Consider the following 26,692-nt stretch of genomic DNA (forward strand, 5'->3'; position numbering starts at 1 on the left):
TATAAACGAAGAAATAAGTCGATAAAGGGTTCTTTTCAACGGATTTCTTCCAGAAAATGTTCCAGGATCTGGTTTTTCCTGTTTTTCTTCCACAGAGCGTAAATATCCACAAATTCTTCGGATCCTTCCAGGGGAATAAATTTCAGATTGTCTCCATTGGTAATTTTGCTGGTAACAAAAGAGGGAAGTATCGATATACCTTCCTCTGCGGCAACCATCATTAATATACTTTCTATATCATTGCTTTGAAACAGGATATGAGGCTGGCAGCCGGATTTCTGATACAGTTCCAGGAAATGAAGGTCCCCAAAGGAATTTCCGTCTTCTGAAAGAGTCATATAAATAATCGCTTCCCGTGCCAGTTCTTCTCTCCTAAGCACCTGTCGGCGGGCAAAGGGATGACCGTCATACAGCACTACCGTCAGCGGCGATCTTTCCACACAGATACAGCCGGTATCCTCGTTTTTTGCACTATCTTCACTGTTCCATGTAAAGATGATATCGTAGTCTCCTTTCTGAAGGCCGGTCTCCAGGACTCCTGTATCCCAGCGGTAACAGGAAATCAGAATGTTTGGATATTTATTATGAAAACTGCGAAGCCGGTCTGAGAGACTGCTTCTTTCATACCCCTTGATATAGCCCACTTTCAGACTGCCTACCAGTCCCACGGAGGCTTCCCGGACCCTGTGTTCCGCCTGTTCCACACGTTCCAGGATCCCTTTTGCCTCTCTGAGAAATACGCTGCCTTCCGGTGTCAGTCTCACAGGACGAGTATTCCGATCAAACAATTGTACGCCCAGATGACTTTCCAGAGCACGGATCTGCTGGGTAATGGCTGTCTGTGTAATATAATAGCGATCAGCAGCTTTTGTGAAACTCTGGTACTCTGCTACCCCAATGAAATATCGAAGCTGATTGATGTTCATAATATAGTTCTCCCGACAAATATTCTGCCCCCAAAGCCCGGCCTCCTCATATAAAATATCGAAGCAGCCCTAAGGTCCTGCACCCACGTATGAACAGGCTCTTGACTTTGGTATCATATTATAAGTTTATCTTATGTTATCATAGGATATTTGCAGTTGCAATCGATCTTTTCCCCCTCTATCATAATCTAGAGACATATTTTACCCATATTGCTATTATGGGGCTGTCGCATTGTCATATTTCAGGAATATTCTCGATATTGACTAATGCGACAGCCCCAAGAAGGAGACATACTATGAAAATACTGGTTTATGAAACACGGGAGGATGAGCTGGATGCCATCCGCAAGTTAGAAAAGGAACTGCCCATAGAAATCCGGATAACCACAGAAATCCCTTCTCTGGAAAATGTATCTATGGCAAAAGGATACGACGGAATCTCCATTCTGGGACAGGGCAGGATTGATGGGCCCTTTCTGGATGCCTTGGCCAGGCTTAACGTCCACTATATTTCTACCAGAACCATTGGATACAATCACATTGATCTGGAATATGCGAAGAAACTGGGCATCCATGTATGCAATGCCAGTTACGCTCCCAATGGCGTTGCAGACTTTACCATTATGATGATGCTCATGTGTCTGAGGCAGTATAAACAGGCCCTCTGGAGAGGCCAGGTAAACGACTTCTCTCTGGCCGGATTAATGGGCCGGGAAATGAAAGACCTTACTGTGGGGGTTATGGGGACAGGGCGGATAGGAGCCCAGGTAATCCGGGAACTTTCCGGTTTTGGCTGCAGGATCCTGGCCTATGATGTAAGAAAAAATCCTGCCGTCACCCCTCCTGCCATTTATGTGGATCTGGATACCCTCTATGCAGAGTCTGACATTATCACTCTGCACATGCCTCTCTTTGATTCTACCAGAGAGATCATCAACCGGGAAAGTATCAGAAAAATGAAGAAAGGGGTAGTGATCATCAACTGTGCCAGAGGAGAGCTGGCAGATATGGAGGCTTTGATCGAAGGTATCGAATCAGAGCACATCGGCGCTCTGGGGATCGATACTGCAGAAGGAGAAGAGAAGATCATCCATCAGGATCACAAGACCGATATCCTTGCTGACCGGAACTGGTTTTACCTTCATCAGTTCCGGAATGTAATCATGACACAGCACATGGCTTTTTATACCGATGCGGCAGTGGAAAGTATGGTAAAATGCGGCATACTGGGCATTTATCAGATGATCACCGCCGGGAGCTGCGACACAGAGCTGACTTTCCAGAAACATTAAGCAGTTTTCTGATTAAAGAAACATTGGGAGCTGTCGCATTAATCAAAATCGAGAATATTTATACATTTTATTCCTGACATATGACTAATGCGACAGCCCCGCTTTGTTTACATCTTCAATATCTTGTTTTCAGTCCTGTGCTGGATTTTATCGCTTATGGCGGCCAGATCAGCATATTTTATTTCCGTTAGCCACCAGTTTGAATTTACATCCCAAAACTTCCGCAGCTCTTCTGCACATGATCATCCGTTTCAGGAAGATCTCAAAGTAGTCCATTACCGTACACATCTCGTCGTCCAGTTCCAGGTCCATCTGGATCACCCGTTTTTCCCTCTTTACCTCCAGAGTGGATGTAAGGGCCGCATAGTTTACCCGGTCATGGATATCAAAATTGGCAATGGAGGAATTCTGAACCCGGTTCCTTCGCACATCTGTTTTATCTGCCAGGATCAGAGCGGCAGACACCACATCCACCGCAGTGCCTGTAGATTCGTCATGATTTCCGATGGCAGTGGTAACAGTCAGTACATCCTCCAGAGGCATTCCCATCTCTTTCAGTATCCCGTAAGCCAGCAGTGCTCCTGTATGGGCATGATCGTGGCGATTGATGCTGTTGCCGATGTCATGCATATATCCGGCAATCTTACTCAGCCGTATTTCCTTTTCTCCATATCCCAGGTCTTTCAGGATCTTTCCTGCGGTCTCTGCCACTTTTGCTGCGTGTTTCCTGGAATGTTCCGTAAATCCCAGCACATTCAGCACCTGATTTCCCCGTTCTATGAGCAGGTTTATTTCTTCATTTTTCTTAATCTGCCGATAGGTGATCTCACCTTTTTTCTCTTCAGCCATATATCTTGTAACTCCTTTTATAATCTGGTAATCGCGTCCATGGCAAGGAGAGAACGCTCGCACTCCTCCGGGGAGAAAGTAACCTGCCAGCAAAGAGGGCTTCCTTTCATATATTCGGAAGCGTAACTCAGTCCGTTGGTCCTTTCATCCAGCATGGGCCGGTCAATCTGATTGGTATCTCCCAGAAGTATGATCTTGGTACCTTTTCCTGCTCTGGTAATAATCCCCTTCACCTGATTAGGCGTCATATTCTGAGCCTCGTCAATGATCAGGTAGGTTTTTACAATAGAACGGCCCCGGATATAATTCAATGCTTCAGTCTGGATCAGTCCCCGCTCAAAAATTTCCTCTATTTTTCCCTGAAGCTCCCTCTCATCCTCATACCGCTCCTCTTCGCTGGAATCAATAAGCTGCTCCAGATTGTCAATAATTGGACGCATCAACGGCGAGATTTTTTCCTGCTCATCTCCCGGCAGAAAGCCGATATCGGAATCAAACTGGGCATTTGGGCGTGAAATCAGGATTCTCCGGTATTCTCCTGTGGGATTGTTCAGCACCTTTTCCAGACCTACGGCCAGAGTGTAGAAAGTCTTACTGGTCCCTGCCATGCCCTTAATGATCACCAGAGGAGCTTTCTCTGCAGGCTGCATAAGGGCCTCCTGGGCAAAATACTGTCCTGCATTTCTGGGAGATACTCCATAGGGCATACTCTTCCGGTATTCCAGTTTTTTTATAACTCCCTTTTCCACTCTTCCAAGCTGTGTCTTCTTGGCAGACTGATCTGCCTTCAGAATCACAAATTCATTTTCTTCTAATCGGGGCACTTTTCTGTTTCCAAACTCATCGGAAAGGTAAACCTCTTCTACCGGAACCCCTTTTTTCTTGAAATCCTTAAACTTCTCTTCCGGCACATATACCTCAATTCTTCCCTTATACTGTCCTTCATATTCCACAACCTGCTCAGTAGTATAATCTTCTGCCCGGATTCCTATGATCTGAGCCTTGATCCGCAGAAGGATATCTTTTGTCACCAGGACCACCTGTTCTCCGGAAGTATCTGCCAGTCCTCTGCAGACCTTTAAAATCCGGTTATCCATTTTGTCTTCCGGCAGATCCTCCGGGAGCTTTACATCTATGTAATTCTTTTCCACCCGGACTATTCCCTGAGATTCCAGCTTTACTCCCTCCAGCAGGTTTCCCTTCAGGCGAAGCTCCTCCAGGATCCTGGTGGCCGCTCTGGCGTTTCTTCCTTTCTCCCCTTCTGCTTTCTTCAGATTGTCCAGTTCTTCCAGCACCACTACCGGAAGGATTACCTGATTGTCTTCAAAACTCAACAGAGCCTGAGGGTTCTGGATGAGAACATTGGTGTCAATGACATAGATTTTTACCATACGCAGGTCTCCTTTACCATATATACTTTTCGATAGGACAGCTCACGGCAGTCGCCTGCCGGACGTATCCCACAAATGTAAAAAGGAAAGTTATTCTTTCCTTTACAGAAATTATAACTTTCCTTTATTTTACCTGTTACCTGTTTTTGGTTAAATCTTGGTAAACAGCTTTTTCTTATTCTTTTTGTAATACAGAAATCCCACAAAATCCGCCAGAGCCCAGCCAATAGGCACTGACCACCAGATCCCTGTAACGCCGATAAAGTCCACAGCAGACAGGATATAGGCCAGCACTACTCTGGTTCCCAGAGAAAATATGGTAAGTACCACAGACATTCCCGGTCTTTTAATGGCTCTGTACAGTCCATAGAGGAGGAAGAGACAGCCGATTCCACAGTAAAAGGATCCCTCGATCCGCAAATACTCCACTCCTGCTGCTAGGATTTCTGTCTCTGAAGGATCCACAAAAATCATCATCAGCGGTCTGGCGAAGATAAATACCAGAAGAGAAATCACCAGGCAAAAAGCCACAGACATCATTACTGCTTTTTTAATGCCTTCTTTAATCCTGTTCGTTTTTCCTGCACCATAGTTCTGTGCCACAAAGGTGGAAAAGGCGTTGCCGAACTCCTGGGCAGGCATGTAGGCAAAAGAATCAATCTTTACCGCTGCCGCAAAAGCCGCCATGATCACTGTTCCAAAGCTGTTTACCAGGCCCTGGACCATAAGAATTCCCAGATTCATCACCGACTGCTGGACAGAGGTGAGAAAAGAGAACTGGGCGATTTCCCGGAGCATAGCCAGCCGCGGTCTCAGATATTTTAACCGGATGCGGAACTCTGGAGTTTTCCAGTAAGTATAGACTGCCAGACCGATCCCGGACACATACTGGGACAGCACCGTGGCAAAAGCCGCTCCTGCCACTCCCCAATGAAATCCCAGGACAAACCACAGATCCAGAACAATGTTCATCACAGAGGATACTGCCAGGAAAATCAGCGGTGCCACAGAATTCCCCACTGCTCTGAGAAGACAGGCAAAATAATTGTATAAAAAAGTAGCCAGAATCCCCCAGAAGATCACCCAGAGATATTCCCGCATCATAGCATAGATTTCTTCGGGGACCTGAAGAAGATACATAATGGGATCTATCAGAAGAAAAACTGCCAGATTCAGCACTGCAGCCACTGCAAGGATCAGAACAAAGGAAGCTCCCAGGCTTTCATGGAGCTTTTCCATATCGCCCTCTCCATAGCGGATAGAAAATACCGCCCCGCTGCCCATGCACAGCCCCAGCAGGATAGATGTGAGAAAGGTCATCAGGGTATAGGAAGAACCTACCGCCGCCAATGCCCCGGAACCAATAAACCTGCCTACGATCAGGGTATCTGCAATATTATAAAGCTGCTGCAGCATATTTCCGCCGATCATAGGCAGGGCAAAAAATACTAATGTCTTTGTGATCGGCCCCTGTGTCAGATTTTTCTGCATATTTCTTTCCCCCTAACGGGACTATTCTAACACAAAAGAGCCTCTGTGAAAACTACTTATACCTCATCCTCATAAGGAACCGGTGTATCGTCCTTCATATCCAGATTGTTCAGATATTTTTTTGTCTCCATAACGATCACCGGCGACAGAAGAAGCACAGCGATCAGGTTTGGTATAGCCATCAGTGCGTTCAGGATATCCGCTACCAGCCAGATCAGGTTTAACGGTGCGATAGGCGCGATCACTGCCACGATTATGTACAGGACACGATATGGGATCATAATCTTCTTTCCTGCAAAGTATTCAATACACCGCTCTCCATAATAAGCCCAGCCCAGAACCGTAGAGAAAGCGAAAGTAATGATACCCATTACCAGGATCACCGGGCCCAGGCCCGGTATCTGATTAAATGCCAGAGTCGTCAGCACGCCGCCGTCGCTGATACTTCCCATATCGATATCCGGATTTTTCATAATGCTGGTTACCAGTACCAGGCCTGTCATAGCACAGACTACTACCGTATCCCAGAAGGTTCCTGTACTGGATACCAGCGCCTGGCGCACAGGATTTCTGGTCTGGGCAGCCGCTGCAGCGATAGGTGCAGAACCCATACCGGATTCATTAGAAAACAGACCTCTTGCAACTCCGTAATGCATAGCCTGCATAATACCGCCGCCAATGAGACCGCCGGCTGCTGCTCCCGGCTTAAAGGCCAGGGTACAGATTGTCTGAAGAGCAGGAATGATAAAGTCATAATTAAAGCAGAGGATGATAATGCAGCCAAATACATAGAAGAAGGCCATGAAAGGAACCAGCTTCTCACATACATTGGCAATGGATTTGATCCCGCCGAAAATAACCATAGCCACCAGAACACCCACTACGATACCAATAATCCAGGTAGGAATCCCCAGGTTCTCATTACATACAGAAGCAATGGCATTTACCTGGGTGGCGCAGCCGATCCCGAAAGAAGCCAGACCGCCGAAGATGGCAAAAAGAAGGCCCAGCCATTTTGCATGAAGACCTCTCTCCAGAGCATACATGGCCCCGCCCAGCATACGTCCGTCTCTTGTCTTTACACGATATTTCACAGAGATCAGAGCCTCGCTGTACTTTGTGGCAATTCCGAATACGCCGGTAAGCCAGCACCAGAGTACCGCGCCGGGTCCTCCAAGGGCAATGGCCGTTCCCACACCGATGATGTTTCCTGTACCAATGGTTGCCGCCAAAGCTGTGGTAAGAGCGCCGAACTGGCTTACCTCCCCTTCCGCATCAGGGTCTTTCGTCACAGAAAGCTTAATCCCTTTAAAGACCTTTCTCTGGATGCCTTTTGTCCGGATGGTCATAAAAATATGGGTGCCTAAAAGCAATATGATCATGGCCCAGCCCCAGACCAGATCATCTACCGCCTGGACGGCAGAATAGATTGTCTCATACACTTTTGTACTCCTCCTTCAAATTTCTCTGCGGCAGAAAGATAAGGAAAAAGGGTATATGACACCATCAAAGTCCATACACCCTTGTATCACTTCACCTTTTTATCGCAATAAACTTCTTACAGTTTATACCCAAAAAGAGGAACTTGTCAAGTTTTATCAGATTTTTTATCATTGGTTTACGCAGTTGGCCGCATCAATGGCGATCACTGTCAACATCCCCGGAAGCTCATCTTCCTCACTGGCAAAATCCAGGACATAAGTATCACCCCAATGTAAAGGTTCCTTAGTGATATGTACCACAGTTCCAAAGTTGTCTGTGACATCATAATTCCACTCCAGAAAGTCTCCCTGTACTTTCCAGTTTTTATAATCAATCTCATATCTGGGTTTGAGAAAAGTCAGTTTTTTCTGGATACGTCCCATTTCCTGTCCATGGATCATAATTTCAAAAACCGGCAGCAGCTGAAAAAGTTTTTCCCGCACCAGTCCTACTTCTTCTCCCTTATTGTCATAGACATGAAGCTTGTGTCCAAGAGACAGAAATTCTCCTTTTACAAAATATTTCACATTCCCCTCTTCATCGTAAATATCAAAAGTGTCTGTCCAGGAAAACACCCGCTGTTTAATTAAAAGTTTCATCTTTTTCCCTTTCTTTTTAAAAATCGTATCTTCGGATCTGGCAGTTTTTCATGCCGAAAGCCGCAAATTCTTCATTGGTCATATCATAAAAATAGGAGTGCACAGCCCTTGCGATCCCATTGTGGGCCACCAGCAGAACCGTTTCTGTATCAGAGCGTTCCCTAAGGTCGTCCAGCAGATTGTAGATTCTCTGACAGAGCTTCAGCATAGATTCTCCCCCATTGTAGCTGGAAACAAAATTCTCTTTTGCTTTCCGAAATTCTGCCCCATCTCTGGGCGTAGACTCGTACATGCCGAAGTTCTGCTCCTTCAGTCGTATTTCCTCTTCCATAGGAATCCCCGCAGCCTCAGAAATCTGTCTGGCTGTCTCTTTTGCCCGGATTAAAGGAGAATAGAGAATCTTATCAATCTTCAATCCCTGGCGAAGGATTTCTTCGCCCAGTTCTCTGGCCTGCTCATATCCCAGAGGCGTAAGAGGAATATCTGTTGCTCCGCAGATTTTGTTCTCCACATTCCATACTGTCTGTCCATGCCTGACATAATAAAAATGCCCCATTCTTCCGCACCTCTCTTTTTCTCTATTTTGAGACATTTTATCATATCCCTTCCATTGCCTCAATCTTATTTTCACTTCTTCTGATTTTTCATTTTTTCTATAAATATTCTGCCGTCTTCTGCCATAATCTTCAGCCGTTCATACTCTTCCAAAAGCATTTTTCTTCCTGCCTCTGTAATAATATAGGATTTCCTCCGGTTTTCTTCACCGGTCAGCCGTATGATCTGGTTTTTCTCGAATTTAGACAGCATGGCGTACAAAGTCCCTGGGCCTACCTTTACTCTGCCGCCGGAAATCTTCCGGACTTTTTCCATAATGTCCACCCCACAGCATTCCTCGGTAAGGGCCAGCAGAATATAATACATAGGTTCTGTCAATGTCTGAAACTGTTCCCTTGCCATTCTTTAAAGCCTCCTTTTCAAACATTTTTATAGCCCCAACGCCTGACGGATAAAGAGGATTTCCTCTTTGTCCAGATTCTTCTTTCCGATAATATACAGCAATCTGTCCCCATACTTTACAGTTGTATAATTTTTATTCCTATTCTGTTCTGTTTCGATGGCCTCCCATGCCTCTGCGTCTGGAGGGATTTCCCCTTCTTCTTTTGTATATAAAGAATAGATTCTGTCCAGAATCCATTGATAAGAGGACTGGTATACCTGGCAGATAATCTCGTTTTCATCATAGGGGTCATCTGTCCTGGGATAACCATCGGGCAAAAGGACTGAATAGCGTCTGGCACTTCCAAAAATCCCTTCCAATTCATCGGTAAGTTCCAATTCTCCGGTTCCATATGTATTTTCTATGACTTGAGTATTCTCTTTAGCAGCCGGAGAATCTTCTGCCATATTTACCATAAGAGCGGAAAAACCTATGAAAATGATAAGGAAGGCGAAAATCACCTGAAGCAACATATTCCATTCTCTGGAAGGACGAAGTGCCGGTAACAGTACCATCATCAATATCATTCCTACAATAAATACCAGATACATTTGCATGGTTCCGGAGTCTGCCAAAAACAGGACAATGGCTATAATCCCCAAAAAGACAACACATGAAATAATTTTCTGAATCGTCTTCCATGGAGAAATTTCTTTTACCCGGCTGCCGTAAAAAGGAGTCTTTCCCTGTCCCAGCATTTTCTCTGTTCTTGTTTTCCAAAGCAGATAGCTAACACACCTGGCAGCATTTTTAAGAAAATATAGATTCCATAGAATAAACACTGCTATCCAGATATCAGAAAAAATATTTCTGGCAAAGTCTATATTGAACAGCACATACCATTCACTGACTGCCATAAGGCAAGTAAAGGCGAGTCTTCCCCTGAAGGCCTTCCACTCAGCTTCCCGTATATTCTCATATCTTTCTCTCTCTGTAACAATAGGCAGGGCATCTTCTCTGATTTTCCGGAATACGCAAAGCTTTCTGGTGCTGTCTATCAATTCCCATCCGGCCTCGCGGCAATATTGAGCATACTCTTTCGTGTTAGGTTCCGGTTTTACATCATTTTCGTCACCTTCCGGAAACACCTCTACATCATAAATTTCTTTTCGGGGCGCCTCTTTTTCAAATATCATTCCAAATCGCCAGCCTCTGAAGAACCAACCCTTAGCTGCCATCTTTTCCAAAAACCGGGCGAAGCTGTCACATTCCCTGTATCCATAGTTTCTAAACACAATTTTTTTCTTCATAAAGAACACCCCCGTTCTCCGAAAAAACATTCCCCAAAAACAAATTATCGAGTGTCGATATTTCCCACTTTCAATATAATATCGACACTCGATAATTGCAATAGATTTCCTATATTTTATTTTTATTTCTACAGACAATGCTCCAAGTGGTGGGCATGCTCCCATGTCCACTTGATTTCATATCTTATAACCCCAGCTTCTCAATGATCTCTTTCAGCGCCATCCGCACTGGAGAATCTTTCGGCAGCTGTACCGTTGGTTTTCCATCACAGTCGTACTGATAGACCATATCATCGTGAGGTACCACGCCCAGAAGTTCAAGGCCCTGATTTTTAATCTCTTCCAAAGTGCCCTGGTCCAGTTTGCCATGGGGAGCCCGATTTACGATGAGCCCGGTTTTCTTTGGGTGGAGCTTCAGCTCTTCCATGAGTCTGGCGATCCTTCCTGCGGCCTGGACTCCTCTTCTGGAACAGTCGCTGACTAAGATAGCAACCTCCATGGCCGGCAGGATTCCTCTGCTGATATGTTCCATTCCCGCTTCATTGTCCACCACAATATAAGGATAATGGCTCTGAAGCTTCTGCACCTGAGTCTGTACCAGACCATTTACAAAACAGTAGCACCCCTGTCCCTGAGACCGTCCCATGACCATCAGGTCATAGTCATCTTCCTCTGCAACAGCATCCATCATACGGCTCTCCAGATACTCTGCTTTGGTAATTCCTGCTGGAATCTTATATTTCGGGTCTGCTCCGGCCCGCTCAATCTCCTCTCTCAGCTCGCCCAGAGTGATTCCCGGCTCTACTCCCAGAACTTCGTTTAAGTTAGAATTAGCGTCTGCATCTACAGCCAGTACCGGTTTTTTCCCTGTATCACAGAGATACTGGATCAAAAGTCCGCATAATGTGGTCTTCCCTACTCCGCCTTTTCCGGAAACAGCAATAATATGTCCCATGATTTATTCCTCCTACTAAATTTTCCCTCTGGCAGAGGGCTATTTTAATGAACACATTGTTGATTTTCTTACATCATGGATATTATAATATAATCCAGCAGAAAGCAATCATCAGATTCTTAAATCTGCTATGTTTCTCAACAAATCTATAAAACTGTCTATAAACAGGGAGGCGCATATGAAAAATAAGACGAAAGTTATAGACCGGCGTACCAGATATACCCAGCAGACTATTAAAGACTCTTTTCTTTCTCTTCTGAAGGAAAAACCTTTTTCCAAAATCACTGTTACGGAAGTCTGCCGTATGTCAGAAATCAATCGTGGAACCTTTTATCTCCATTATTACGATATAGATGATGTACTGGACAGCCTTCTGGAAGATGTGATCACAGACACTGCCAGGGTCCTGGACCATGTGCTCTGTTCTGAAAAAATCGGCTGTACCTTTCCTTTCTGTCAGAAAGTACAGGAAGACACCCGGCTCCAGGTTCTGTTTTTTGACGATGTGGCTTCCTCCTGTCTTCTGGAAAAGCTCTGTAAACTTTCCAAGGAGGAATTTATCACCCATCTCATGCAGAACAGCCTCCTTACCTTTGAACAGGCGGAGGCTGTCTTATATTTTCAGATGAACGGCTGTCTGGCCATTAATAAAAAAATGCTGAAAAATAAATGCACGGACTGGAGAGAAATCCAGCAGGCCGTAGACCATTTCATCAGAGCCGGTCTTGAAAGCTTCCTGATCTGTGACGGGCGCCAGACTGTTTCAGGAAAAGGCCCAGGCCCGTCAGGCACACCAGAAACTCTGTGACCGGGAAGGCTGCCCATACTCCCAGCAGTTCTCCCAGAGCAGAAAGGAGAAATGCCATAGGAATGATGAAAATAAAGCCTCTCAGCAGCGAGATGATATGAGCCGGCAGAGGATTATCTGTAGAGGTAAAGTATACCGACAGAACAATATTAAAGCCTGCAAAAACACAACCTGTAAAATAAATCCTCAGTCCGGTCTGAGCAATGCTCTGGAGGGCCTGGTTCTGCTCGCTGTTGAAAACAGAAGCAATCGTGTCCGCTCCAAAAAAAATGGCCAGATATATCAGTGCAGATACCAGGACCACGGCGCACATGGCATATCGGAGAGTACTGCTTATATTCTTTCGGTTTCCAGAGCCGTAATAGCTGCTCATAAGAGGCTGGATTCCCTGGGAAATACCTGTATAAATGGAAATTACCACCAGAGAAAGATTTGCAATTACACCATAAGCTGCAACTCCCGTGTTTCCTGCAAGTCCCAGGATGATCATATTAAATACGATCATAACGATTCCTGAAGAAACCTCTGTGACAAGTGAGGGCAGACCGCTGGAAAAGATACCCAGGATCAGATTAGGCAGTATCCTGCATTTTTTCAGATGGAACTGGTTTCTCTTTCTCAGCAGATAAGAAGACAAAATCCCGATACTGATCACCGGAGCCAGTCCTGTGGCAAAGGCAGCTCCAAAAATTCCCATATTCAGAGGAAACATAAACACATAGTCCAGAACCACGTTGGAAAGACTGCCCACGATCATGGCCGTCATAGACAGCTGAGGGGCCCCGTCATTTCTGATGAAGCACAGCAGAAGATTATTTGTCATAAACATCGGCGCAAACATCAGGATTACCCTAAGGTAAGTCTTTCCCATCTCATAAACCGTGTCGTCTGCTCCCAGCAGTCGGATTAAAGGACCGGCGGCAAACAGCCCCAGCAGGAAAAAGATTCCTGCCATCATGGCAGTCATCGCTGCGCCGTTGGTAAAAATCTGATCTGCACGGTCTTTATTTTTCTGGCTCTTAAAAATGGAGTATTTGGTTCCTCCTCCCATACCGATCATCAGACCGCTTCCATTGATAAAGCTGTATACCGGAATAGCCAGATTCAGCGCCGTAAGTCCGTTGGCGCCCAGGGCCTTGGATACAAAAAAAGTGTCCGCCAGAATGTAGCAGGAAAGGGCGATCATTCCCAGCACATTCAGGGAGGCATATTTTATAAACATGCCAAAACATGATTTTTCTTGCATTTTCTAGTTTCTTCCTTTCTCTCCGGGCAAAAGAAAGAACGCCTTGATTCATCCCTTCTAAGGCCTATCGGAATGAATAAGGCGTTACCCGGCGGCAATCATTTTTATAATTTTTTTAACAACTAGAAATTTATCACAGGCCCTCTGCAAAGTCAAGAAAAGTTTTAGAGAATTCCCAGTCCCTTTACGGTAAGCATAATGAAATCCTGTACGTTAGTCACAATAGTCGTAGCGGAAAGGCTGCCTCTGTCCAGAAGCTTGTTCACTACAAACTCGTCTGCATCTACAGTATAGAGGAAGACGGGACGGATCTCCTTATCCGCCGTTACTGTATAGGAAGGCGTCATATTTCCTGTGGCAATGGTATGGAGCATCGTAGCCAGGCAGACTACGGTAGTGGCCTTTTCTACCATGTTCCTCATAGCTGTCTGTCCCTCATAGGCATTTCCGATAACCTCCGGCAACGGACCGTCGTCACGGATAGAACCGGTAAGGACAAAAGGTATCTTATTTTTCACACAGCTGTACATAATGCCGTTGTCAATCTTATAATCCTCAATAAACTGGGCGATAGAGCCGCTTCTTCTTACCCGGTTGATCACATCCAGATGGTTGTAGTGGCCGTTTAGATGGGATTTCTGTGTATAAATATCCTGTCCCAAGGCCGTATGGAACATAGCCCCTTCCAGATCATGGGTAGCCAGGGCATTCCCAGCCATAAGTCCGTCTACATATCCATTCTCCACCATGGCTTCCATGGCCCTTCTGGCGTCGGCGTCAAAAGCAAAAGCCGGCCCCATGACCCAGAGGATATTCCCATGTTCCCGCTCATAGTTCAGCAATTCAAAAAAACGGTCATAATCTCTGGCGTAAGAGGTCTCCCGGCTTCTTCCCTGACGGAATACGAACTGATCCTTCTCTGTCTCTTCAGGATCTTCAAAACCCCCGGTATGAAGGTAGATTCCCTCTTCTCCCTTCTCTGTCCTTCCCAGTATCACCCGGTCCCCTTTTTTCAGATTCCGGTTCTCCACAACTTTTAAAGTCCCATCTTTTTCCAGGACCACACTGGAATCCATCCGGGATTTTTCCGGCAGTTTCCATTCTCCATGGATCTTAAAATATTCCGGATACATAGAGGTGCTGTGGTAATTCTCCGGTGCCACTCCGTCTGCCTCTGCTTCTTCCCAGCGGACGTCCGGAGCATTTTTTAACTTTTCTGATGAAAAATCCGGTTCATAGTATTTTGGTAATGTAAACATAGGCTTCTCTCCTTGTGTTTTATTTTCATAATTATCCGTCTATAGGACTCAGAATGGGAAAAACTTTCCCTCTTTATAAACTCGGCGGCCCCCGATATATGTTTCAGCTACCCGGACCTGATCGATCTCCTTGGCAGGTATCTCTAAAATATCCCGGTCCAGAATCAGAAAGTCGGCTTTGTACCCTTCTTTCAGCTGTCCCAGACGGTCAAATCCTGCCATTTCCCCAGCTTCCCTGGTATAGAGGATCAAAGCGGTTTCTATATCTACCCCCTGTTCTTGGCCGCAGTCTGTTCCGTCATAGGCTTTTCGTGTAACAGCGCCCTTGATATTAGGAAAAGGATCAGAGGGAACTGCCCAGGAAGTAGCCGGAGCGTCTGTAGAAAAGCAGAGCCGTACCCCCTTATCTAAAAGATGTCTTACTGGATAGCAGGTCTTCATCCTCTCTGTACCCAGATTTTTCAGATAACTTTCTATTTCCGCATACAGGAAAATAGGCTGGGTCACAAATCCGATCCCTTTTCCTGCCGCTTTTTCAATACTGTCCTCAGATGGAAGGGTAATGTGCTCCACCCGCACATAAGGCTCTGGTCCCAGATTCCACTTTTCTTCCCTGGCAGCCCGGTCCACTACTCTCTCAATGGCCTTAGTTCCCATAGCGTGCATGGAAAGCTGGCAATGGTTCTTCTTGCAGAAGTCTACTGCCGTCTCCATCTGCTTCTCGTTGCACACGGAAATCCCACAGGAATCAGAATCCAGATAAGGCTCCGCCATCCAGGCGGTCCTTCCGGAAACACTTCCGTCTCCGATAAGTTTCAGCCCTGAAACAAAAATCTGCTGCTTCTTATCAAAACGCTCCTGAGGAATCTGAAAGTCTTCTTTGTCCATGAAAAAGTCCCACATATAGTAGACGCCTACTTCCTGAAGAAATCCTTTCTCTGCCGCTTCCTGATACAGCGGATAATTATCTCCCTCATCCAGATTTCCCATGTCCGTTACCGCTACGATTCCCTGGGATGTAAGAAGTTTCCCCAGCTCTACAAGATTTTCCACAGCTTCTTCTTTTTCCGATACGGGCATAAAAGGTGTGACCAGATTTCTGGCGTTTTCTTTCAAAACTCCTGTAGGCTCCCCGTTTTCATCTCTCTCGATTTCTCCCCCTTCCGGGTCCGGGGTATTCCGGTCTATTCCGGCAATCTCCAGGGCCTTGCTGTTTACACAGCGGATATGGCCGCAGGTCCGGATAATGGACACAGGAGAATCACTGCATCCCTTATCCAGGTCCCAGCGGTTAATAGAACGGCGTTCTGCAAACTTTCCTTCATCATATCCCCATCCCAGGCACCATTTCCCCGGTCCCTGCTCTTCTCTCTTCTCCCGTATTGCCTGGATCAGTTCCTCAATAGAATGGATTTTCGGCGGCAGGGCAGAAATCTGTCGGCTGTAGTCTGCCAGCATCATGGGATGCATATGGGCATCTATAAACCCCGGTATCACACGATGGCCCTGAAGGTCCACCCTCTGGCAGTCCTGGGAAGCCAGTTTTTCTATTTCTTCTGCTTTCCCCACTTTCCGGATAAAACCATCTTCCACCAGCATGGCTTCTCCATACAGATTTTCCTTATCTGATGTGAATATTTTTCCATTTTCATAAATACAAGCTTTCATTTATGTACTGCACCTCCATAGTCCGGGGAAAACTCCCCACTCTGCTTCTCATCATATGGTATAGGGAATACTTTCCTTTCCCCTGACTTTATAAATCACTGCCCCCACAAAAAATCCAATGATCGTAGGCACTGCCCAGGCGAATCCCTGTCTGGCAAAAGGTATCTTATAGATAATATTCATAATACCGGAAACATCTATTGGTATCAAGCCGGAAGACTGGGCCACATTCAGAGCGTCAAAGAGGGACATAACTGCGGATACGATCACCGCACCCTTCCATGCTCCGTCATTGGGCACAAACTTTTTAAACAGCCCCAGTATCATCATTACCACAGACATAGGGAAGAGGATAGTGAAAATCGGTCCTGAAATTGTCAGCACATTGCTGACTCCGGTGGAAGATACCAGAAAAATGGCAATGGTAATTATCAGAGAAGCCCATTTATAAGGAATTTTCCCCTTTGTCCATTCTTCCACCCACTGGCCTGTAGTGGCGATCATGCCCACCGCCGTAGTCAGACAGGCAAAAATCACAGCCAGGGAAAGAACGATGCTTCCTCCTGAACCAGCCAGCCTTCTTACCAGGTCTGTGAGAAGATAGGTAGTATCCACATCTTCAGGATAGTCGCTTCCTCCCTGAGCTCCCAGATAAGCCAGACCTCCGTAGACGATAAAAAGCAGAAAAAACCCTATTACAATAATCCCAAACATCATTTTCTTATATTCTTCTTTTCCAGTATAGCCTTTTTCCCGGAAAGCCGCTATAAAAATCCCTGCACAGATGATTCCCGTTCCCACATCTCCGGTATTATATCCTGTGAGAAAAGCACTGAGAAAAGCTTCCTGTCCGCTTTCCTGAACGCCTCCTCCGATGGCTCCCATAGGCCGGAAAATTGCCAGAAGGATAATGACCAGAAGGGTGATCAGGAGAATTGGCGTAAGATACTTCCCGATACGGTCAATAACATTAGACTTATTCATGGCAAAGTAATAGGAAACGCCGAAAAAAATCAGCAAAAAGAGAATTCTTGCATACACTGGAAGGGAGCCGAAGATACCCTCAAATCCCGTCTCATAAGCTACCCCTCCGCATCTGGGAATGGTTCCGAAAATAACCACCAGCAGCCCCAGTCCCATATAGAGGTAATGCCACCAGCTGGTCACATGCTTCATCATATCCTGGAGTCCGTACCCTACGTTTCCTACTGCGGCCACTGCCAGCATGGGAAATAAAATTCCCGATAAGGCCAGTCCTCCAATGGCCCAGAATACATATTCACCGGAAAGAAGCCCTACCTGAGGCGGAAATATCAGATTGCCGGAGCCAAAAAAGATGGCAAACATAGCAAATCCGGTGATCAGAATGTCTTTGAACATATTTTTCTTCATCTGTACATCTCCTTTTATTCGCAGTATTATCGCATTAATCTTTTATCGCGTAAAAGCAAACAATAAAAAAACAGGTGCCTCAGCCTGAGGCCGAAGCACCATTGCTTATCTTCTATATAATACTCTTGTTTACATGTCTTTGTCAATGCTTGTTAAATCTCTCTTAGCCGTTCCAGGATCACCTCCTGCTGGCTGGCTGTAGGCTCAAAGCTCAGATCTATTTTCAATATTCTGTCTTCCATACAGAGGAGATAGCGGAAGATTTTCTGTCCTTTTCTGTCAAAAACCGACTGCAAAGCCTGGAGCTCGTTCTTCTCTCCTGTTCCCCAGGAATCCATGGTCTGCCAGTTTTCTCCGCTTCTATAAGTTCTTTCCATGGAAGACCTGACAAATCCGTAAAAAGGAGCCAGCTTTACCTTTGTCACCACATATTCCAGATAATATCCCGGAGTCCCCTTTGCTCCCGACAAAGCCTCATCATAAAGCTGTTCTATCTCCATTCTGGAAAGGAAAGCCGAGCTTTGGATATTCTGGGTATCAATATACCCCTTCCCATTAAACTCTGGTCCCGCCAGTTCCTGAAGAGTCAGAGGAGTTTCCTGCCCCTGCAAGTGAAATCCTCTCTTTTCATAATAATCCCCGGCTTCAAAAGAACTAAAATAGTAATAACCATTAAATACCACAAAGAAAATAAGAAAAGCCAGGACAAGATTTACGCCTATGTTTGCTGCAGTGGCAGAGCCTCTGTCCCGCATACGGTTTCTGATGATATCCTGAAAGTAATAAACGATAAAATATCCTGCCAGTACGGCCAGCACCAGGCCGCCTCCTGCTGTAAAGGCATAAAAAACTACAGCAGCCATGGTCAAAAGCATAATTATTTTTGAAAGCGCCGGATACCCTTTTGTTGGTGTAAAAGACTGGTCTCTCTTAGCATTTGCTTTTGCCTTCTTATACCAGCGCCGAAAAGTGATAAATTCCACTGATCCATACACTCCCAGCATAAATCCCGTAAAGGCCAGAGTTAAGCCGCTTCCGTCAGAAAGAGTCCTTGCTCCGTCAAAATAAAGGCTCAAGAAGAAATAAATTGTAAGCAGCCAGCCGATCATTCCCAGGATCCCATCTGCAATCCGGAACCTTCTTGAACCATTGCGGATATTCTTTACCTGAATATCTGCCTGGGTCTCCAGCGGAACAGGATTTTCCCTTTCATTACAGAAAATCTTCATGGCTCCATGCTCTGCCGCCAGCTCCCATCCCGCTATCTGACAGTATTCTTCAAAGGTCAGCTCTTCTCCGGTAGGGGGTGCATAAACCCCGCTTCCCGGAAAATATCCTACTGCGTAGCGGAGCTCTTTTGGTTCTGACCGGCGGTAGTGCCAGAAAATTCCCATTCGATCCAGGATCCAGCCTTTCCTGGCCATTTTTTCAAAGTGCTGTTCCATTGTGGTATGATCAAAATAATAAGTCCATACGAGTTCAAGCTTCCCCCTGCTCATTTTCCTGCACCTCCATATAGCGGCGGTAATCTGCCGCCTGACCGCATATCCTCTCATACTCTGCCCGAAGTGCTTCTTTTCCCGCCTCTGTAAGGATATAGCTTTTCCTTCTCCCCTCTACCTTTGTTTCTACGATCATTTCCGCCTGAGAGAACTGGTCCAGAAGATTATACAGGGTTCCCGGTCCCACGTTCACCCTGCCCTCTGTCATCTCACGGACTCTCTCCATGATATCCATACCGCAGCATTCCTGCCGAAGGCAGAGAAGGATATAAAACATCTGCTCCGTTAAAGTCTGAAACTTTGCTCTGGCCATAGCATCGCTCCTTTTATCGAATATCGATATTCTTCTTAATTTCATTATAACATCGAATATCGATAATAGCAAGCTAGACTTTCTAAAAGATTCAGATTTACAGCTCCAGATCCTTTATAAGTTCTCCATATCCGGCATGCTCCCCAATCTGTTTCATTCCCTCTGCTGCCTCCTCCAGAGAATATCCGTGTTTTCTCAGAAATTCCTCTCCCTTTTCACTGACATATTCATAAAACAGAATAGCCGCCGCCAGTTCTTCCCGGTTCTTATAATCTATAGATTCCAAAAGCATGTTCTCCGCTTCATTGATCTTCCCCTGGTCTACCAGTCCTGTAAAATCCTCCAGTCCCTTTCCCGAAACGGAAAACTTATTCTCCTTTGGCAGTTCTACCTGGGTATATTTCTTTCCCAACATAAGAGAAAACAGAACTCTGGCCATCTCTTTTATCATACGCATGATATAATCAGCTTCTTCCTCGTAGATCACAGTTCCACCTTCTTCCCTTTGTCCCTCTGCTTTTTATTGATACAGGCAAGCCCTCTCAGAACCAGGAATCCAACAATTGTAATTCCTACAAAAAATCCTGTGCCCAGACGTACTGCCTCTATTCTTTCTGCTCCCATTTTCAGTATACAGCAGCCGTACAATACTGAAAAAAATCCCCCGCAAAGGATACTGACTACCAAATCTGTAAGCCATAGCTTCTTCTCAGTTCTTCTCTCCCACAGTCCATTATATAGGATCAGTGCCAGATATACGATTCCTCCGATAATGACTGCTGCCGTCTCTCCTGCCGCCCTTCCCAGGTCTGCAGTCAATGCCATCTGTATTACAATAGCAATTACACAGACAGAAAACATTAGCATAAAAGCTGCATTCCCTGCCTTTGCCTTCTTTTCCTTTTCCAGCTCGCTGTAATCCGCTGCCTTTAATAAGGTATCCTTCAGTTTTTTATCCATATCCTCATTTTTCCTTTCTCCGCTGAAAATTTCATCAAGTTCTACATCATAGAATTCTGCAATCTGTACCAGCAGTCCTAAATCCGGCATATTGACACCGGTTTCCCAGCGGGAAACTGTCCGTCCCGTTACCATAAAAATTTCACCTGCCTGTTCCTGGGTAAGTCCTTTTTCTTTGCGAAGGGCTTTCAGAAATGCTCCGATTTTTTTCATGTCCATGGCCTTCACCTCCTCTTCTGCCTTCAGGATACATCGCCGAATCAAAAAAAACCAGGACATAAACGGAGAAATGAGAAAAAATTATCCAGACATAAAATGTCCTGTTCATATATCCTGTATCTTTTTGATGCTGCATACCTCATTGAGGCATTTCCTGTTCTGGTATAAAAAAAGGACAGCCCCCGTTCCAAGGCAACCTCTCCTTGTTCCAGGCACTATCCTGATGTTCAAAAATTTTATAAATATTTTTTTGCAAAGTTCCTTTAGGAATCTTTTCTGGCCTCTGCCGCTTTATTGATACAGGTAATAGCGTTGAGGCTCCTTGGATATCCTATATAGGGCAGGCATTGAGATACCACTTTCGTGAGAAATTCTTTGTCATTTCCCAGATTCATGTTTCCTCCTGCATGGGCGATGAGCTGAGGTTCACAGCCTCCCTGAGCAGCCAGGAAGCAGAAAGTGATCATTTCCCTCTGAGCCAGGTTAAGACCTGTACGGGTATAGTAATCTCCAAAGCAGTTGGCAGCCAGCCAGCGGTTGATATGGCCGTTTTTCCAGGCTTCCCTCATTCCTTCGCCGAAAATGTCCACCTGTGCCTGCACGCCTTTTTCCAGACGGTCTTCCATAGTGGTGGTAGCCTGTCCCTCTAAAGGCAGCTTCACGCCTCTCTGGGTCAGGATTTCATTAACTGCATCCAGGAAAGGACGGACTCTGCCGATTCCCAGATAGTCCACTGCCTGATAAACTACCTCTTTGATCATTACCGGAGTAAGTCCTCCATCCAAAGCCCGTGGCACTTCCAGCTTAAACTCATCGATTCCCTGGCATCCTAAAAGGGTAGCGATGATCGCCATATGGCGGGTGGTTTCTTCCAGCTGCTGGCCTTCTTCCTGGACTACCTCTTCAAAGGTAAAATGTTCAAAACGTTCTGCAAATTCTGAATCTGTTTCTCTGTAATTCATTTTATTATCCTCCTGCGATCTATTTATTTTTCTATTTTGTCACTATTTTCTGGCTGCCTGTGGACCATACATGCTCCTGTTTTGCTGCAGCCGGTGTATTCTGAGCCATTACTCCCACCAGCTTATGGGGAACATAGGCCTCTTCCAGATAATTTTTCTCTTCCTCTGTCAGCACAAGATCCACTGCTTTTGCCGCTCCCTGGATATGGTGCAGTTTTGTGGCACCCACCACCGGTGCTGTCACCCTGGTCAGCAGCCAGGCCAGAGAAATCTCTGTCATGGATACTCCCCGTTTATCTGCCAGATCAGCCACCCGGTCAATGATCACCTGATCCTGCTGTGCTGTAGCGTCGTATTTGAACTTTGCATAACTGTCTTCCTCCAGACGCTTGGAAGTCTCTCCCGGACGTTTGGAAAGACGGCCTCCTGCCAGAGCGCTGTAAGGCGTCATAGCAATATTGTCCTCCGCACAGAGCTTTGCCATTTCCCTTTCCTCTTCACGGAAAATCAGATTGTAATGGCCCTGTATGGATACAAATTTAGGAAATCCTTCTTTTTCCGCCAGGGCATTTGCCTTGGCAAGCTGATAGGCAAAGCAGTTGGAAATTCCGATATACCTGGCTTTTCCTTCTTTTACGATTCGATTCAGCCCTTCCATAATATCATAAAGAGGTGTTTCGTAATCCCACATATGATAAATATACAGATCCACATAGTCCAATCCCAGATTTTTCAGACTGGTATCGATTAATCTCTCAATATGTTCCTGTCCGGTGATACCCTGGCGGATTTCCTCCTGTGTCCGTGGAAGAAATTTGGTAGCCACTACCACATCTTCACGCTTTGCAAAGTCTCTCAAAGCCCGGCCTACATACTGTTCGCTGGTACCGCTCTGGTACCCTACCGCTGTGTCAAAAAAGTTCACACCTAACTTCAGTCCTTCTTTAATTATCTCACGGGAATGTTCTTCATCGATGGTCCAGCTGTGCTGCCCGTTTCCAGCTTCTCCAAATCCCATACATCCCATACAGATACGGGAGACTGTCAGATCTGAATTTCCCAGTTTTGTATATTGCATAAAAGCTTACCTCCCTGTTTTGTCCTGTACTGATTTTATTCTCAGTACCTAAAAATCCCTCTGTACACTGAGGGTAATACAGTTTTTTATCTATGTTTAATTATAGTTCCAGGTTCTTTACCTGTCTAATGCTTAAGTTTTATCTCTGTTCATGCCTTTTTTCTATTTTTCCCGGAAAAGTCTAAAAATATCTTTCAGGCATTTATGATGATTGAATATAAGCATTAGACAGATTTTTGCAAAGGAACTAAAATATAAGTGTTCAGAGATGGACACCTACATTTATGGTATCAGCGGACAAAAAGTCTGCGGGCAGAGAGGAGTGAAAAGATGACTATCGATGAAGCAAGCCAGCGTTATCACATACCCCTTGAGATTCTTCATGAGTATGAGCGCTGGGGATTATGCGGAGCCGTAAAGAAAGTAATAGGTTCCTGGCAGTATGATGATACAGACCTGGAACGCCTGAGCATGATCATGACTCTCCACGATATCGGCTTTGAAAGCTCTGAGATAGAAACCTACATGAAATTGCTGCTGGAAAAAAGCGACGCAAAAGCTCAGTGTCTGAATATCCTTGAGCGAAAGCGGCAGAGTATTCTGGCGGATATCCACTTCCGTGAAAAGCAGCTAAGTCATCTGGACTATCTCCGCTACAGCATCCGCAAAAATCAGGATACCAAAAGAACGATTTAAGGAGGTATTTTTTATGAAGATTCAGGACAAGGAAACATTCGATAAGGCAAACGTATTTGGTCTGGGACAGGAAAACTCTGCTTTTGCCCAGTATTTTATTGGAAATTCTTATTTAAATCCTCTGACAAAACCAGGAGAATGTCCTATCTCTCTGGCAAATGTCACCTTTGAGCCAGGCTGCCGCAATAACTGGCACATCCACCATGCAAAAACCGGCGGCGGACAGATCCTTATCTGCACAGCAGGAAGCGGCTGGTATCAGGAAGAAGGCAAAGATCCTGTAAGCCTGGAGCCAGGAACTGTCATTGTAATCCCACCGGAAGTAAAACACTGGCATGGAGCCAAAGCAGACAGCTGGTTCTCTCATATCGCATTTGAGGCTCCGGGAACAGAAACCAGCAACGAATGGCTGGAAGCTGTAGATGACGATACCTATGCCAAATTAAAATAAATAACACCATGGGCCAACAAATAGCTGGTTATGCGAACCGTCAATTCCCATAAGAGCTGCCGTAATTTTGTCTGTGCGGCAGCTCTTATTCTGTCAAATACCTGCAAACAAGTTTCTCTATGAGCTGCATATCCAATGCTGTCCTTTCTGTCTCAAAAGTAAGGATCAGCCTTTCTCCTGGATAGATGTCGTTTTCTTCATAAGCTTGTATTTTTCTTACTGCATTCTGGGCATATATGGGATCATCCATTCTGCCGTCATGCTCCCAGTAAATTTCCTGTCTTGTTCTTTTCGAGAGAAATGTAAAATCAGGGGTGTTCCCTCCTGAAATTCTTTTCCCTTATATGTTTCGGATATCCAGTCCTTTAGTTGCTGTTCCCATGTAGGTTCAACCGGTTCGATTAACTTCTGCCTTGTCATATGTTCCTTCAAAAATATCTTCTCAATTTCTTTTTCATCATAATCTCCCGTAATTTTCCTGATCTGCCACAGCCTTCTTTCCGTCAGTTTCAATATCTTTTTGTCATAGTCCTTCTGAGCAAGTCCGGAAATCAATTTCTCATTGGTTTTTGCAATGTATTCCCCACTTTGCTTTCCACCGAGAACACAATGATAATACTGCGTCCATTTCTTGTTGGTAGATAACCGAAGTCTTCCCTGGGGCGCATCCTTCAAACGTTCTGTAGTTTTCTGAAGAATTTTCTCCAGTCGGTCCTGTTCTTGTAATAACTTTTCCCTAAGACCTGTCATATGAATTCCTCCCTATTTTCACAATGTAAACTTGAATTTTAATAGTTAACATTTTACTTGTATTTATATCTCTAAAATTAGTATTTTCAATATATGAGCCACAGCTATTTTAGGAGTTATACCTTCGAAATCAGTACTTCTTATATCTAGGCCACAGTAATTTTAGGCTCTATACCTCCGGTATCAGCATTTCTCATATCTGGGCCACAGTAATTTTAGGCTCTATACCTCCGGTATCAACGATTCCCCTATATGGGCCACAGCAATTCGAGATTCTATACCCCTGGAATCGGCATTTCTCTTATATGGGCCGCAGTAATTCGGGATTCTATACCTCCGGTATCGACAATTCTCATATCTAGGCCGCAATAGTTCCGAATTCTATACCCCTGGAATCGGTATTTCTCTTATATGGGCTGCAGTAATTCGGGATTCTATACCGATATCAATATTCCTCATATCTGGGCCACAGTAATTCTGAAATCTACACCCCTGGAATCAATATTTTCATATCTAAGCATATTTTTCTCTAAACTTTATTGTCTGGAATTATTTTGAATATTGGATTTGTGTCAGCAGTATTCCTGCCGTCAGTGAAAAGTAAAATTAAGAAATGAATTTAGATTTAAATGAAGCTTCTACCTTTGAAAAAATCCCGGAAGCCGAAACTTCCGGGATAAAAATCTTTTGTAATCGAGCACAGGCTCTTTGATTATCTCTTGGAGAACTGTGGTGCACGACGTGCAGCTTTGAGACCGTACTTCAATCGTCTGAGCGATGATTTTCCTTGATATTCCGGGCTTTTTTGAGCCTCGGCCCCTCGGTTGTCCTATTCCTTAACCAAAAAACAGGCCACTTTTACGAGGGGACAGCTTGATGAAATGCAGAATTTACTACATCGAATAGCTGTTCTGGTTTATTATACTTTACTCTTGCATAGATGTCCATAGTTGTCTTGCTGTTCTCATGTCCGGCAAGGTACTGGACCGTCTTGGGGTCAACACCTGCATACAGAAGATTGGTGATGTAGGTATGCCGCAGCAGGTGCGGTGTCACATCGAAGTCCAGGCTATACACAATGTTGGGATTGTTTTTCTGATGTCCTCCCAGACTCGGCTGAACAGTGTACTTGATGCTCTGTCCGTTCACATACTTATAATAGGTACGCTCCTTGGTAGACCGAACAACGATGTACTGCCAGACACGTTTGAACTGCGAATATGACAAGGGCTGTCCCTCACTATCGGCAATCACATATTCCGATTTGGAGGCAGCCTTGGCTTCCCGCAGACAATTCACAAGGCATTTGGGAATGGGAATATCCCTTCTTGCTGCTTTCGTCTTAAGCGTTGTAGAGATAACCGGTCTGTTATGCTCTGATCGCCATGCGCGCCGCACAGAGATATATGGAGTGGGTGCATCGAGGAACACACAATCCCATTGCAAGGCGAGAGCTTCTTCTCGGCGCAGACCGGCATATAAGCCGATCATGGTAAACAGATACGGCGGAAGTCCTTTGACGGTTTCCAGCAGCACTTCCACCTGCTGGTCTGTCAGCGAATCTTTCTTTTGGGTCGGTTTCCCTCCTTTTGCCGAAATCCCCTCACACGGATTGTATTCCAGCAACTGGCTCCGCTCTGCCGAGTAAAAAATGCACTTGAGGAGCATATTCACCGTATTGTGCAGGCTCTCGGACTTATTGGACAATGGGATCAGCGCCAGACGAATATCATCCGCTGTTACTTCCTCCATATACATATCTCCCAAAGGCTTGATAATGTAGTTCTTCATATTGGAGGCGTAGCCCTTCAGTGTAGCCGGCGACACTTTTGCGGATTGCATCAACAGCCACTTCTCACAATACTCGGCCACAGTAGGATGCTCCCGGTGGAAGATGATCTCCGCTACCTGGCGTCTCGCCTCCTGCTCTTTATCGTACAGTTCCTCGCAGGTAGTCCCATACAAGCTCACCTGCTTGCCGTCTGCGTCCAGAATCCGGGTTCTGTAATACAGGACACCCTTTCGTGTGACGGTTCCATATTGAGGTATGTTTTTTTTCTTCTTTGCCATAATTAATTTCCTTTCTCGCGTGGTGATGTATCTACACCTCCTTTTTATCAGAGATTTCAAATTGAATCAAAGATACGGCCAAGGAA

27 protein-coding genes are annotated in these 26,692 nt (G+C 45.3%); 4 read left to right on the top strand and 23 right to left on the bottom strand.

Annotated elements, in window-relative coordinates:
• Window positions 1-35: 35 nt before the first annotated feature.
• The gene (locus B5G33_RS14895) at window positions 36-926 is read right to left on the bottom strand and encodes a LysR family transcriptional regulator (protein WP_087272912.1); all 891 of its coding nucleotides are present in this window, start codon (window positions 924-926) and stop codon (window positions 36-38) included.
• A 296-nt stretch (window positions 927-1,222) separates the two neighbouring features.
• Between B5G33_RS14895 and B5G33_RS14900 the strand changes: the two genes are divergently transcribed.
• Entirely contained in the window at window positions 1,223-2,218 is a 996-nt protein-coding gene (locus tag B5G33_RS14900) for a D-isomer specific 2-hydroxyacid dehydrogenase family protein (protein ID WP_087418202.1), read from the top strand.
• A gap of 168 nt (window positions 2,219-2,386) precedes the next feature.
• Here B5G33_RS14900 and B5G33_RS14905 read toward each other — a convergent pair whose 3' ends face one another.
• The 9 genes from B5G33_RS14905 to B5G33_RS14945 form a co-directional block, all read right to left on the bottom strand.
• A complete protein-coding gene (locus B5G33_RS14905; protein WP_087272919.1) occupies window positions 2,387-3,067 on the bottom strand; it encodes an HD domain-containing protein in 681 nt (226 codons plus the stop codon).
• Window positions 3,068-3,084: 17 nt separating this feature from the next.
• Window positions 3,085-4,458 carry a PhoH family protein gene (locus B5G33_RS14910; RefSeq protein ID WP_087418203.1) on the bottom strand — a complete coding sequence of 458 codons (1,374 nt, stop codon included), beginning with the start codon at window positions 4,456-4,458 and terminating at the stop codon, window positions 3,085-3,087.
• A 150-nt stretch (window positions 4,459-4,608) separates the two neighbouring features.
• Window positions 4,609-5,949 (bottom strand): MATE family efflux transporter, encoded by a 1,341-nt coding sequence (locus B5G33_RS14915; protein WP_087418204.1) that lies wholly within the window; start codon window positions 5,947-5,949, stop codon window positions 4,609-4,611.
• Window positions 5,950-6,005: 56 nt separating this feature from the next.
• A complete protein-coding gene (locus B5G33_RS14920) occupies window positions 6,006-7,331 on the bottom strand; it encodes an alanine/glycine:cation symporter family protein (protein ID WP_087273013.1) in 1,326 nt (441 codons plus the stop codon).
• Between the two features lie 228 nt (window positions 7,332-7,559).
• The gene (locus B5G33_RS14925) at window positions 7,560-8,030 is read right to left on the bottom strand and encodes an LURP-one-related/scramblase family protein (RefSeq protein WP_087272929.1); all 471 of its coding nucleotides are present in this window, start codon (window positions 8,028-8,030) and stop codon (window positions 7,560-7,562) included.
• 16 nt (window positions 8,031-8,046) lie between these two features.
• Window positions 8,047-8,586 carry a histidine phosphatase family protein gene (locus B5G33_RS14930; protein ID WP_087272932.1) on the bottom strand — a complete coding sequence of 180 codons (540 nt, stop codon included), beginning with the start codon at window positions 8,584-8,586 and terminating at the stop codon, window positions 8,047-8,049.
• A gap of 71 nt (window positions 8,587-8,657) precedes the next feature.
• Complete coding sequence (locus tag B5G33_RS14935; protein ID WP_087272935.1) at window positions 8,658-8,987, bottom strand: PadR family transcriptional regulator; 330 nt, start codon at window positions 8,985-8,987, stop codon at window positions 8,658-8,660.
• Between the two features lie 27 nt (window positions 8,988-9,014).
• Complete coding sequence (locus B5G33_RS14940; RefSeq protein WP_143276539.1) at window positions 9,015-10,277, bottom strand: DUF2812 domain-containing protein; 1,263 nt, start codon at window positions 10,275-10,277, stop codon at window positions 9,015-9,017.
• Between the two features lie 184 nt (window positions 10,278-10,461).
• The gene (locus B5G33_RS14945; RefSeq protein ID WP_087418206.1) at window positions 10,462-11,232 is read right to left on the bottom strand and encodes an ATP-binding protein; all 771 of its coding nucleotides are present in this window, start codon (window positions 11,230-11,232) and stop codon (window positions 10,462-10,464) included.
• Window positions 11,233-11,410: 178 nt separating this feature from the next.
• On the opposite strand from B5G33_RS14945, the gene B5G33_RS14950 reads away from it, so the two are divergent.
• On the top strand, window positions 11,411-12,040 hold the full coding sequence (locus tag B5G33_RS14950) for a TetR/AcrR family transcriptional regulator (protein WP_087418207.1): 630 nt from the start codon (window positions 11,411-11,413) through the stop codon (window positions 12,038-12,040).
• On the opposite strand, the gene B5G33_RS14955 is transcribed toward B5G33_RS14950, so the two are convergent.
• The 10 genes from B5G33_RS14955 to B5G33_RS15000 all read right to left on the bottom strand — a co-directional run bounded on the left by B5G33_RS14955 (window position 11,946) and on the right by B5G33_RS15000 (window position 22,639).
• On the bottom strand, window positions 11,946-13,286 hold the full coding sequence (locus B5G33_RS14955; protein WP_087418208.1) for an MATE family efflux transporter: 1,341 nt from the start codon (window positions 13,284-13,286) through the stop codon (window positions 11,946-11,948). The two genes, B5G33_RS14950 and B5G33_RS14955, sit on opposite strands and share 95 nt — an antisense overlap.
• Window positions 13,287-13,450: 164 nt before the next feature.
• Entirely contained in the window at window positions 13,451-14,545 is a 1,095-nt protein-coding gene (locus B5G33_RS14960; RefSeq protein ID WP_087418209.1) for an ornithine cyclodeaminase family domain, read from the bottom strand.
• Window positions 14,546-14,593: 48 nt separating this feature from the next.
• Window positions 14,594-16,213, bottom strand: a complete 1,620-nt coding sequence (locus tag B5G33_RS14965; protein WP_087418210.1) for an amidohydrolase — start codon at window positions 16,211-16,213, stop codon at window positions 14,594-14,596.
• Between the two features lie 51 nt (window positions 16,214-16,264).
• Window positions 16,265-17,605, bottom strand: coding sequence for a branched-chain amino acid transport system II carrier protein (gene brnQ, locus B5G33_RS14970; RefSeq protein ID WP_087418211.1), 1,341 nt, complete (start codon window positions 17,603-17,605; stop codon window positions 16,265-16,267).
• A gap of 152 nt (window positions 17,606-17,757) precedes the next feature.
• Window positions 17,758-19,104, bottom strand: a complete 1,347-nt coding sequence (locus B5G33_RS14975) for a DUF2812 domain-containing protein (RefSeq protein ID WP_158229628.1) — start codon at window positions 19,102-19,104, stop codon at window positions 17,758-17,760.
• On the bottom strand, window positions 19,085-19,420 hold the full coding sequence (locus tag B5G33_RS14980; protein WP_087418213.1) for a PadR family transcriptional regulator: 336 nt from the start codon (window positions 19,418-19,420) through the stop codon (window positions 19,085-19,087). The genes B5G33_RS14975 and B5G33_RS14980 overlap by 20 nt, the downstream gene beginning before the upstream one ends.
• Window positions 19,421-19,517: 97 nt before the next feature.
• Complete coding sequence (locus B5G33_RS14985; protein WP_087418214.1) at window positions 19,518-19,907, bottom strand: DUF6483 family protein; 390 nt, start codon at window positions 19,905-19,907, stop codon at window positions 19,518-19,520.
• Complete coding sequence (locus B5G33_RS14990) at window positions 19,904-20,599, bottom strand: helix-turn-helix domain-containing protein (protein WP_087418215.1); 696 nt, start codon at window positions 20,597-20,599, stop codon at window positions 19,904-19,906. Before B5G33_RS14990 ends, B5G33_RS14985 begins: the two co-directional genes overlap by 4 nt.
• A 263-nt stretch (window positions 20,600-20,862) precedes the next feature.
• The gene (locus B5G33_RS14995) at window positions 20,863-21,561 is read right to left on the bottom strand and encodes a carboxymuconolactone decarboxylase family protein (RefSeq protein ID WP_087418216.1); all 699 of its coding nucleotides are present in this window, start codon (window positions 21,559-21,561) and stop codon (window positions 20,863-20,865) included.
• 31 nt (window positions 21,562-21,592) lie between these two features.
• A complete protein-coding gene (locus tag B5G33_RS15000; protein WP_087418217.1) occupies window positions 21,593-22,639 on the bottom strand; it encodes an aldo/keto reductase in 1,047 nt (348 codons plus the stop codon).
• Between the two features lie 330 nt (window positions 22,640-22,969).
• Between B5G33_RS15000 and B5G33_RS15005 the strand changes: the two genes are divergently transcribed.
• Window positions 22,970-23,335 carry a MerR family transcriptional regulator gene (locus tag B5G33_RS15005; protein ID WP_087272979.1) on the top strand — a complete coding sequence of 122 codons (366 nt, stop codon included), beginning with the start codon at window positions 22,970-22,972 and terminating at the stop codon, window positions 23,333-23,335.
• A gap of 13 nt (window positions 23,336-23,348) precedes the next feature.
• Entirely contained in the window at window positions 23,349-23,786 is a 438-nt protein-coding gene (locus tag B5G33_RS15010; RefSeq protein WP_087418218.1) for a cupin domain-containing protein, read from the top strand.
• A gap of 85 nt (window positions 23,787-23,871) precedes the next feature.
• Here B5G33_RS15010 and B5G33_RS21400 read toward each other — a convergent pair whose 3' ends face one another.
• The 3 genes from B5G33_RS21400 to B5G33_RS15020 all read right to left on the bottom strand — a co-directional run bounded on the left by B5G33_RS21400 (window position 23,872) and on the right by B5G33_RS15020 (window position 26,606).
• Window positions 23,872-24,036 carry a hypothetical protein gene (locus tag B5G33_RS21400; protein ID WP_158229629.1) on the bottom strand — a complete coding sequence of 55 codons (165 nt, stop codon included), beginning with the start codon at window positions 24,034-24,036 and terminating at the stop codon, window positions 23,872-23,874.
• Complete coding sequence (locus B5G33_RS15015; protein ID WP_087418219.1) at window positions 24,003-24,536, bottom strand: hypothetical protein; 534 nt, start codon at window positions 24,534-24,536, stop codon at window positions 24,003-24,005. The genes B5G33_RS21400 and B5G33_RS15015 overlap by 34 nt, the downstream gene beginning before the upstream one ends.
• Window positions 24,537-25,394: 858 nt before the next feature.
• Window positions 25,395-26,606 (bottom strand): tyrosine-type recombinase/integrase, encoded by a 1,212-nt coding sequence (locus B5G33_RS15020; RefSeq protein WP_002576318.1) that lies wholly within the window; start codon window positions 26,604-26,606, stop codon window positions 25,395-25,397.
• Window positions 26,607-26,692: the final 86 nt, after the last annotated feature.

The organism is Blautia sp. An81, assembly GCF_002161285.1.
Taxonomy (GTDB): domain Bacteria; phylum Bacillota; class Clostridia; order Lachnospirales; family Lachnospiraceae; genus Blautia; species Blautia ornithocaccae.

Bases quoted from the DNA above. Each gene is read 5' to 3' on its own strand.
- B5G33_RS14925 (WP_087272929.1), bottom strand. From the start codon at position 8,030: ATGAAACTTTTAATTAAACAGCGGGTGTTTTCCTGGACAGACACTTTT.
- B5G33_RS15010 (WP_087418218.1), top strand. From the start codon at position 23,349: ATGAAGATTCAGGACAAGGAAACATTCGATAAGGCAAACGTATTTGGT.
- B5G33_RS14965 (WP_087418210.1), bottom strand. From the start codon at position 16,213: ATGAAAGCTTGTATTTATGAAAATGGAAAAATATTCACATCAGATAAG.
- B5G33_RS14930 (WP_087272932.1), bottom strand. From the start codon at position 8,586: ATGGGGCATTTTTATTATGTCAGGCATGGACAGACAGTATGGAATGTG.
- B5G33_RS14920 (WP_087273013.1), bottom strand. From the start codon at position 7,331: ATGATCATATTGCTTTTAGGCACCCATATTTTTATGACCATCCGGACA.
- B5G33_RS14990 (WP_087418215.1), bottom strand. From the start codon at position 20,599: ATGGACATGAAAAAAATCGGAGCATTTCTGAAAGCCCTTCGCAAAGAA.
- B5G33_RS14905 (WP_087272919.1), bottom strand. From the start codon at position 3,067: ATGGCTGAAGAGAAAAAAGGTGAGATCACCTATCGGCAGATTAAGAAA.
- B5G33_RS14975 (WP_158229628.1), bottom strand. From the start codon at position 19,104: ATGAGCAGGGGGAAGCTTGAACTCGTATGGACTTATTATTTTGATCAT.
- B5G33_RS14960 (WP_087418209.1), bottom strand. From the start codon at position 14,545: ATGTTTACATTACCAAAATACTATGAACCGGATTTTTCATCAGAAAAG.
- B5G33_RS21400 (WP_158229629.1), bottom strand. From the start codon at position 24,036: ATGGATGATCCCATATATGCCCAGAATGCAGTAAGAAAAATACAAGCT.
- B5G33_RS14950 (WP_087418207.1), top strand. From the start codon at position 11,411: ATGAAAAATAAGACGAAAGTTATAGACCGGCGTACCAGATATACCCAG.
- B5G33_RS14980 (WP_087418213.1), bottom strand. From the start codon at position 19,420: ATGGCCAGAGCAAAGTTTCAGACTTTAACGGAGCAGATGTTTTATATC.
- B5G33_RS14955 (WP_087418208.1), bottom strand. From the start codon at position 13,286: ATGCAAGAAAAATCATGTTTTGGCATGTTTATAAAATATGCCTCCCTG.
- B5G33_RS15000 (WP_087418217.1), bottom strand. From the start codon at position 22,639: ATGCAATATACAAAACTGGGAAATTCAGATCTGACAGTCTCCCGTATC.
- B5G33_RS14995 (WP_087418216.1), bottom strand. From the start codon at position 21,561: ATGAATTACAGAGAAACAGATTCAGAATTTGCAGAACGTTTTGAACAT.
- B5G33_RS14910 (WP_087418203.1), bottom strand. From the start codon at position 4,458: ATGGTAAAAATCTATGTCATTGACACCAATGTTCTCATCCAGAACCCT.
- B5G33_RS14895 (WP_087272912.1), bottom strand. From the start codon at position 926: ATGAACATCAATCAGCTTCGATATTTCATTGGGGTAGCAGAGTACCAG.
- B5G33_RS14940 (WP_143276539.1), bottom strand. From the start codon at position 10,277: ATGAAGAAAAAAATTGTGTTTAGAAACTATGGATACAGGGAATGTGAC.
- brnQ (WP_087418211.1), bottom strand. From the start codon at position 17,605: ATGAAGAAAAATATGTTCAAAGACATTCTGATCACCGGATTTGCTATG.
- B5G33_RS14900 (WP_087418202.1), top strand. From the start codon at position 1,223: ATGAAAATACTGGTTTATGAAACACGGGAGGATGAGCTGGATGCCATC.
- B5G33_RS14935 (WP_087272935.1), bottom strand. From the start codon at position 8,987: ATGGCAAGGGAACAGTTTCAGACATTGACAGAACCTATGTATTATATT.
- B5G33_RS14915 (WP_087418204.1), bottom strand. From the start codon at position 5,949: ATGCAGAAAAATCTGACACAGGGGCCGATCACAAAGACATTAGTATTT.
- B5G33_RS15015 (WP_087418219.1), bottom strand. From the start codon at position 24,536: ATGACAGGTCTTAGGGAAAAGTTATTACAAGAACAGGACCGACTGGAG.
- B5G33_RS15020 (WP_002576318.1), bottom strand. From the start codon at position 26,606: ATGGCAAAGAAGAAAAAAAACATACCTCAATATGGAACCGTCACACGA.
- B5G33_RS14945 (WP_087418206.1), bottom strand. From the start codon at position 11,232: ATGGGACATATTATTGCTGTTTCCGGAAAAGGCGGAGTAGGGAAGACC.
- B5G33_RS15005 (WP_087272979.1), top strand. From the start codon at position 22,970: ATGACTATCGATGAAGCAAGCCAGCGTTATCACATACCCCTTGAGATT.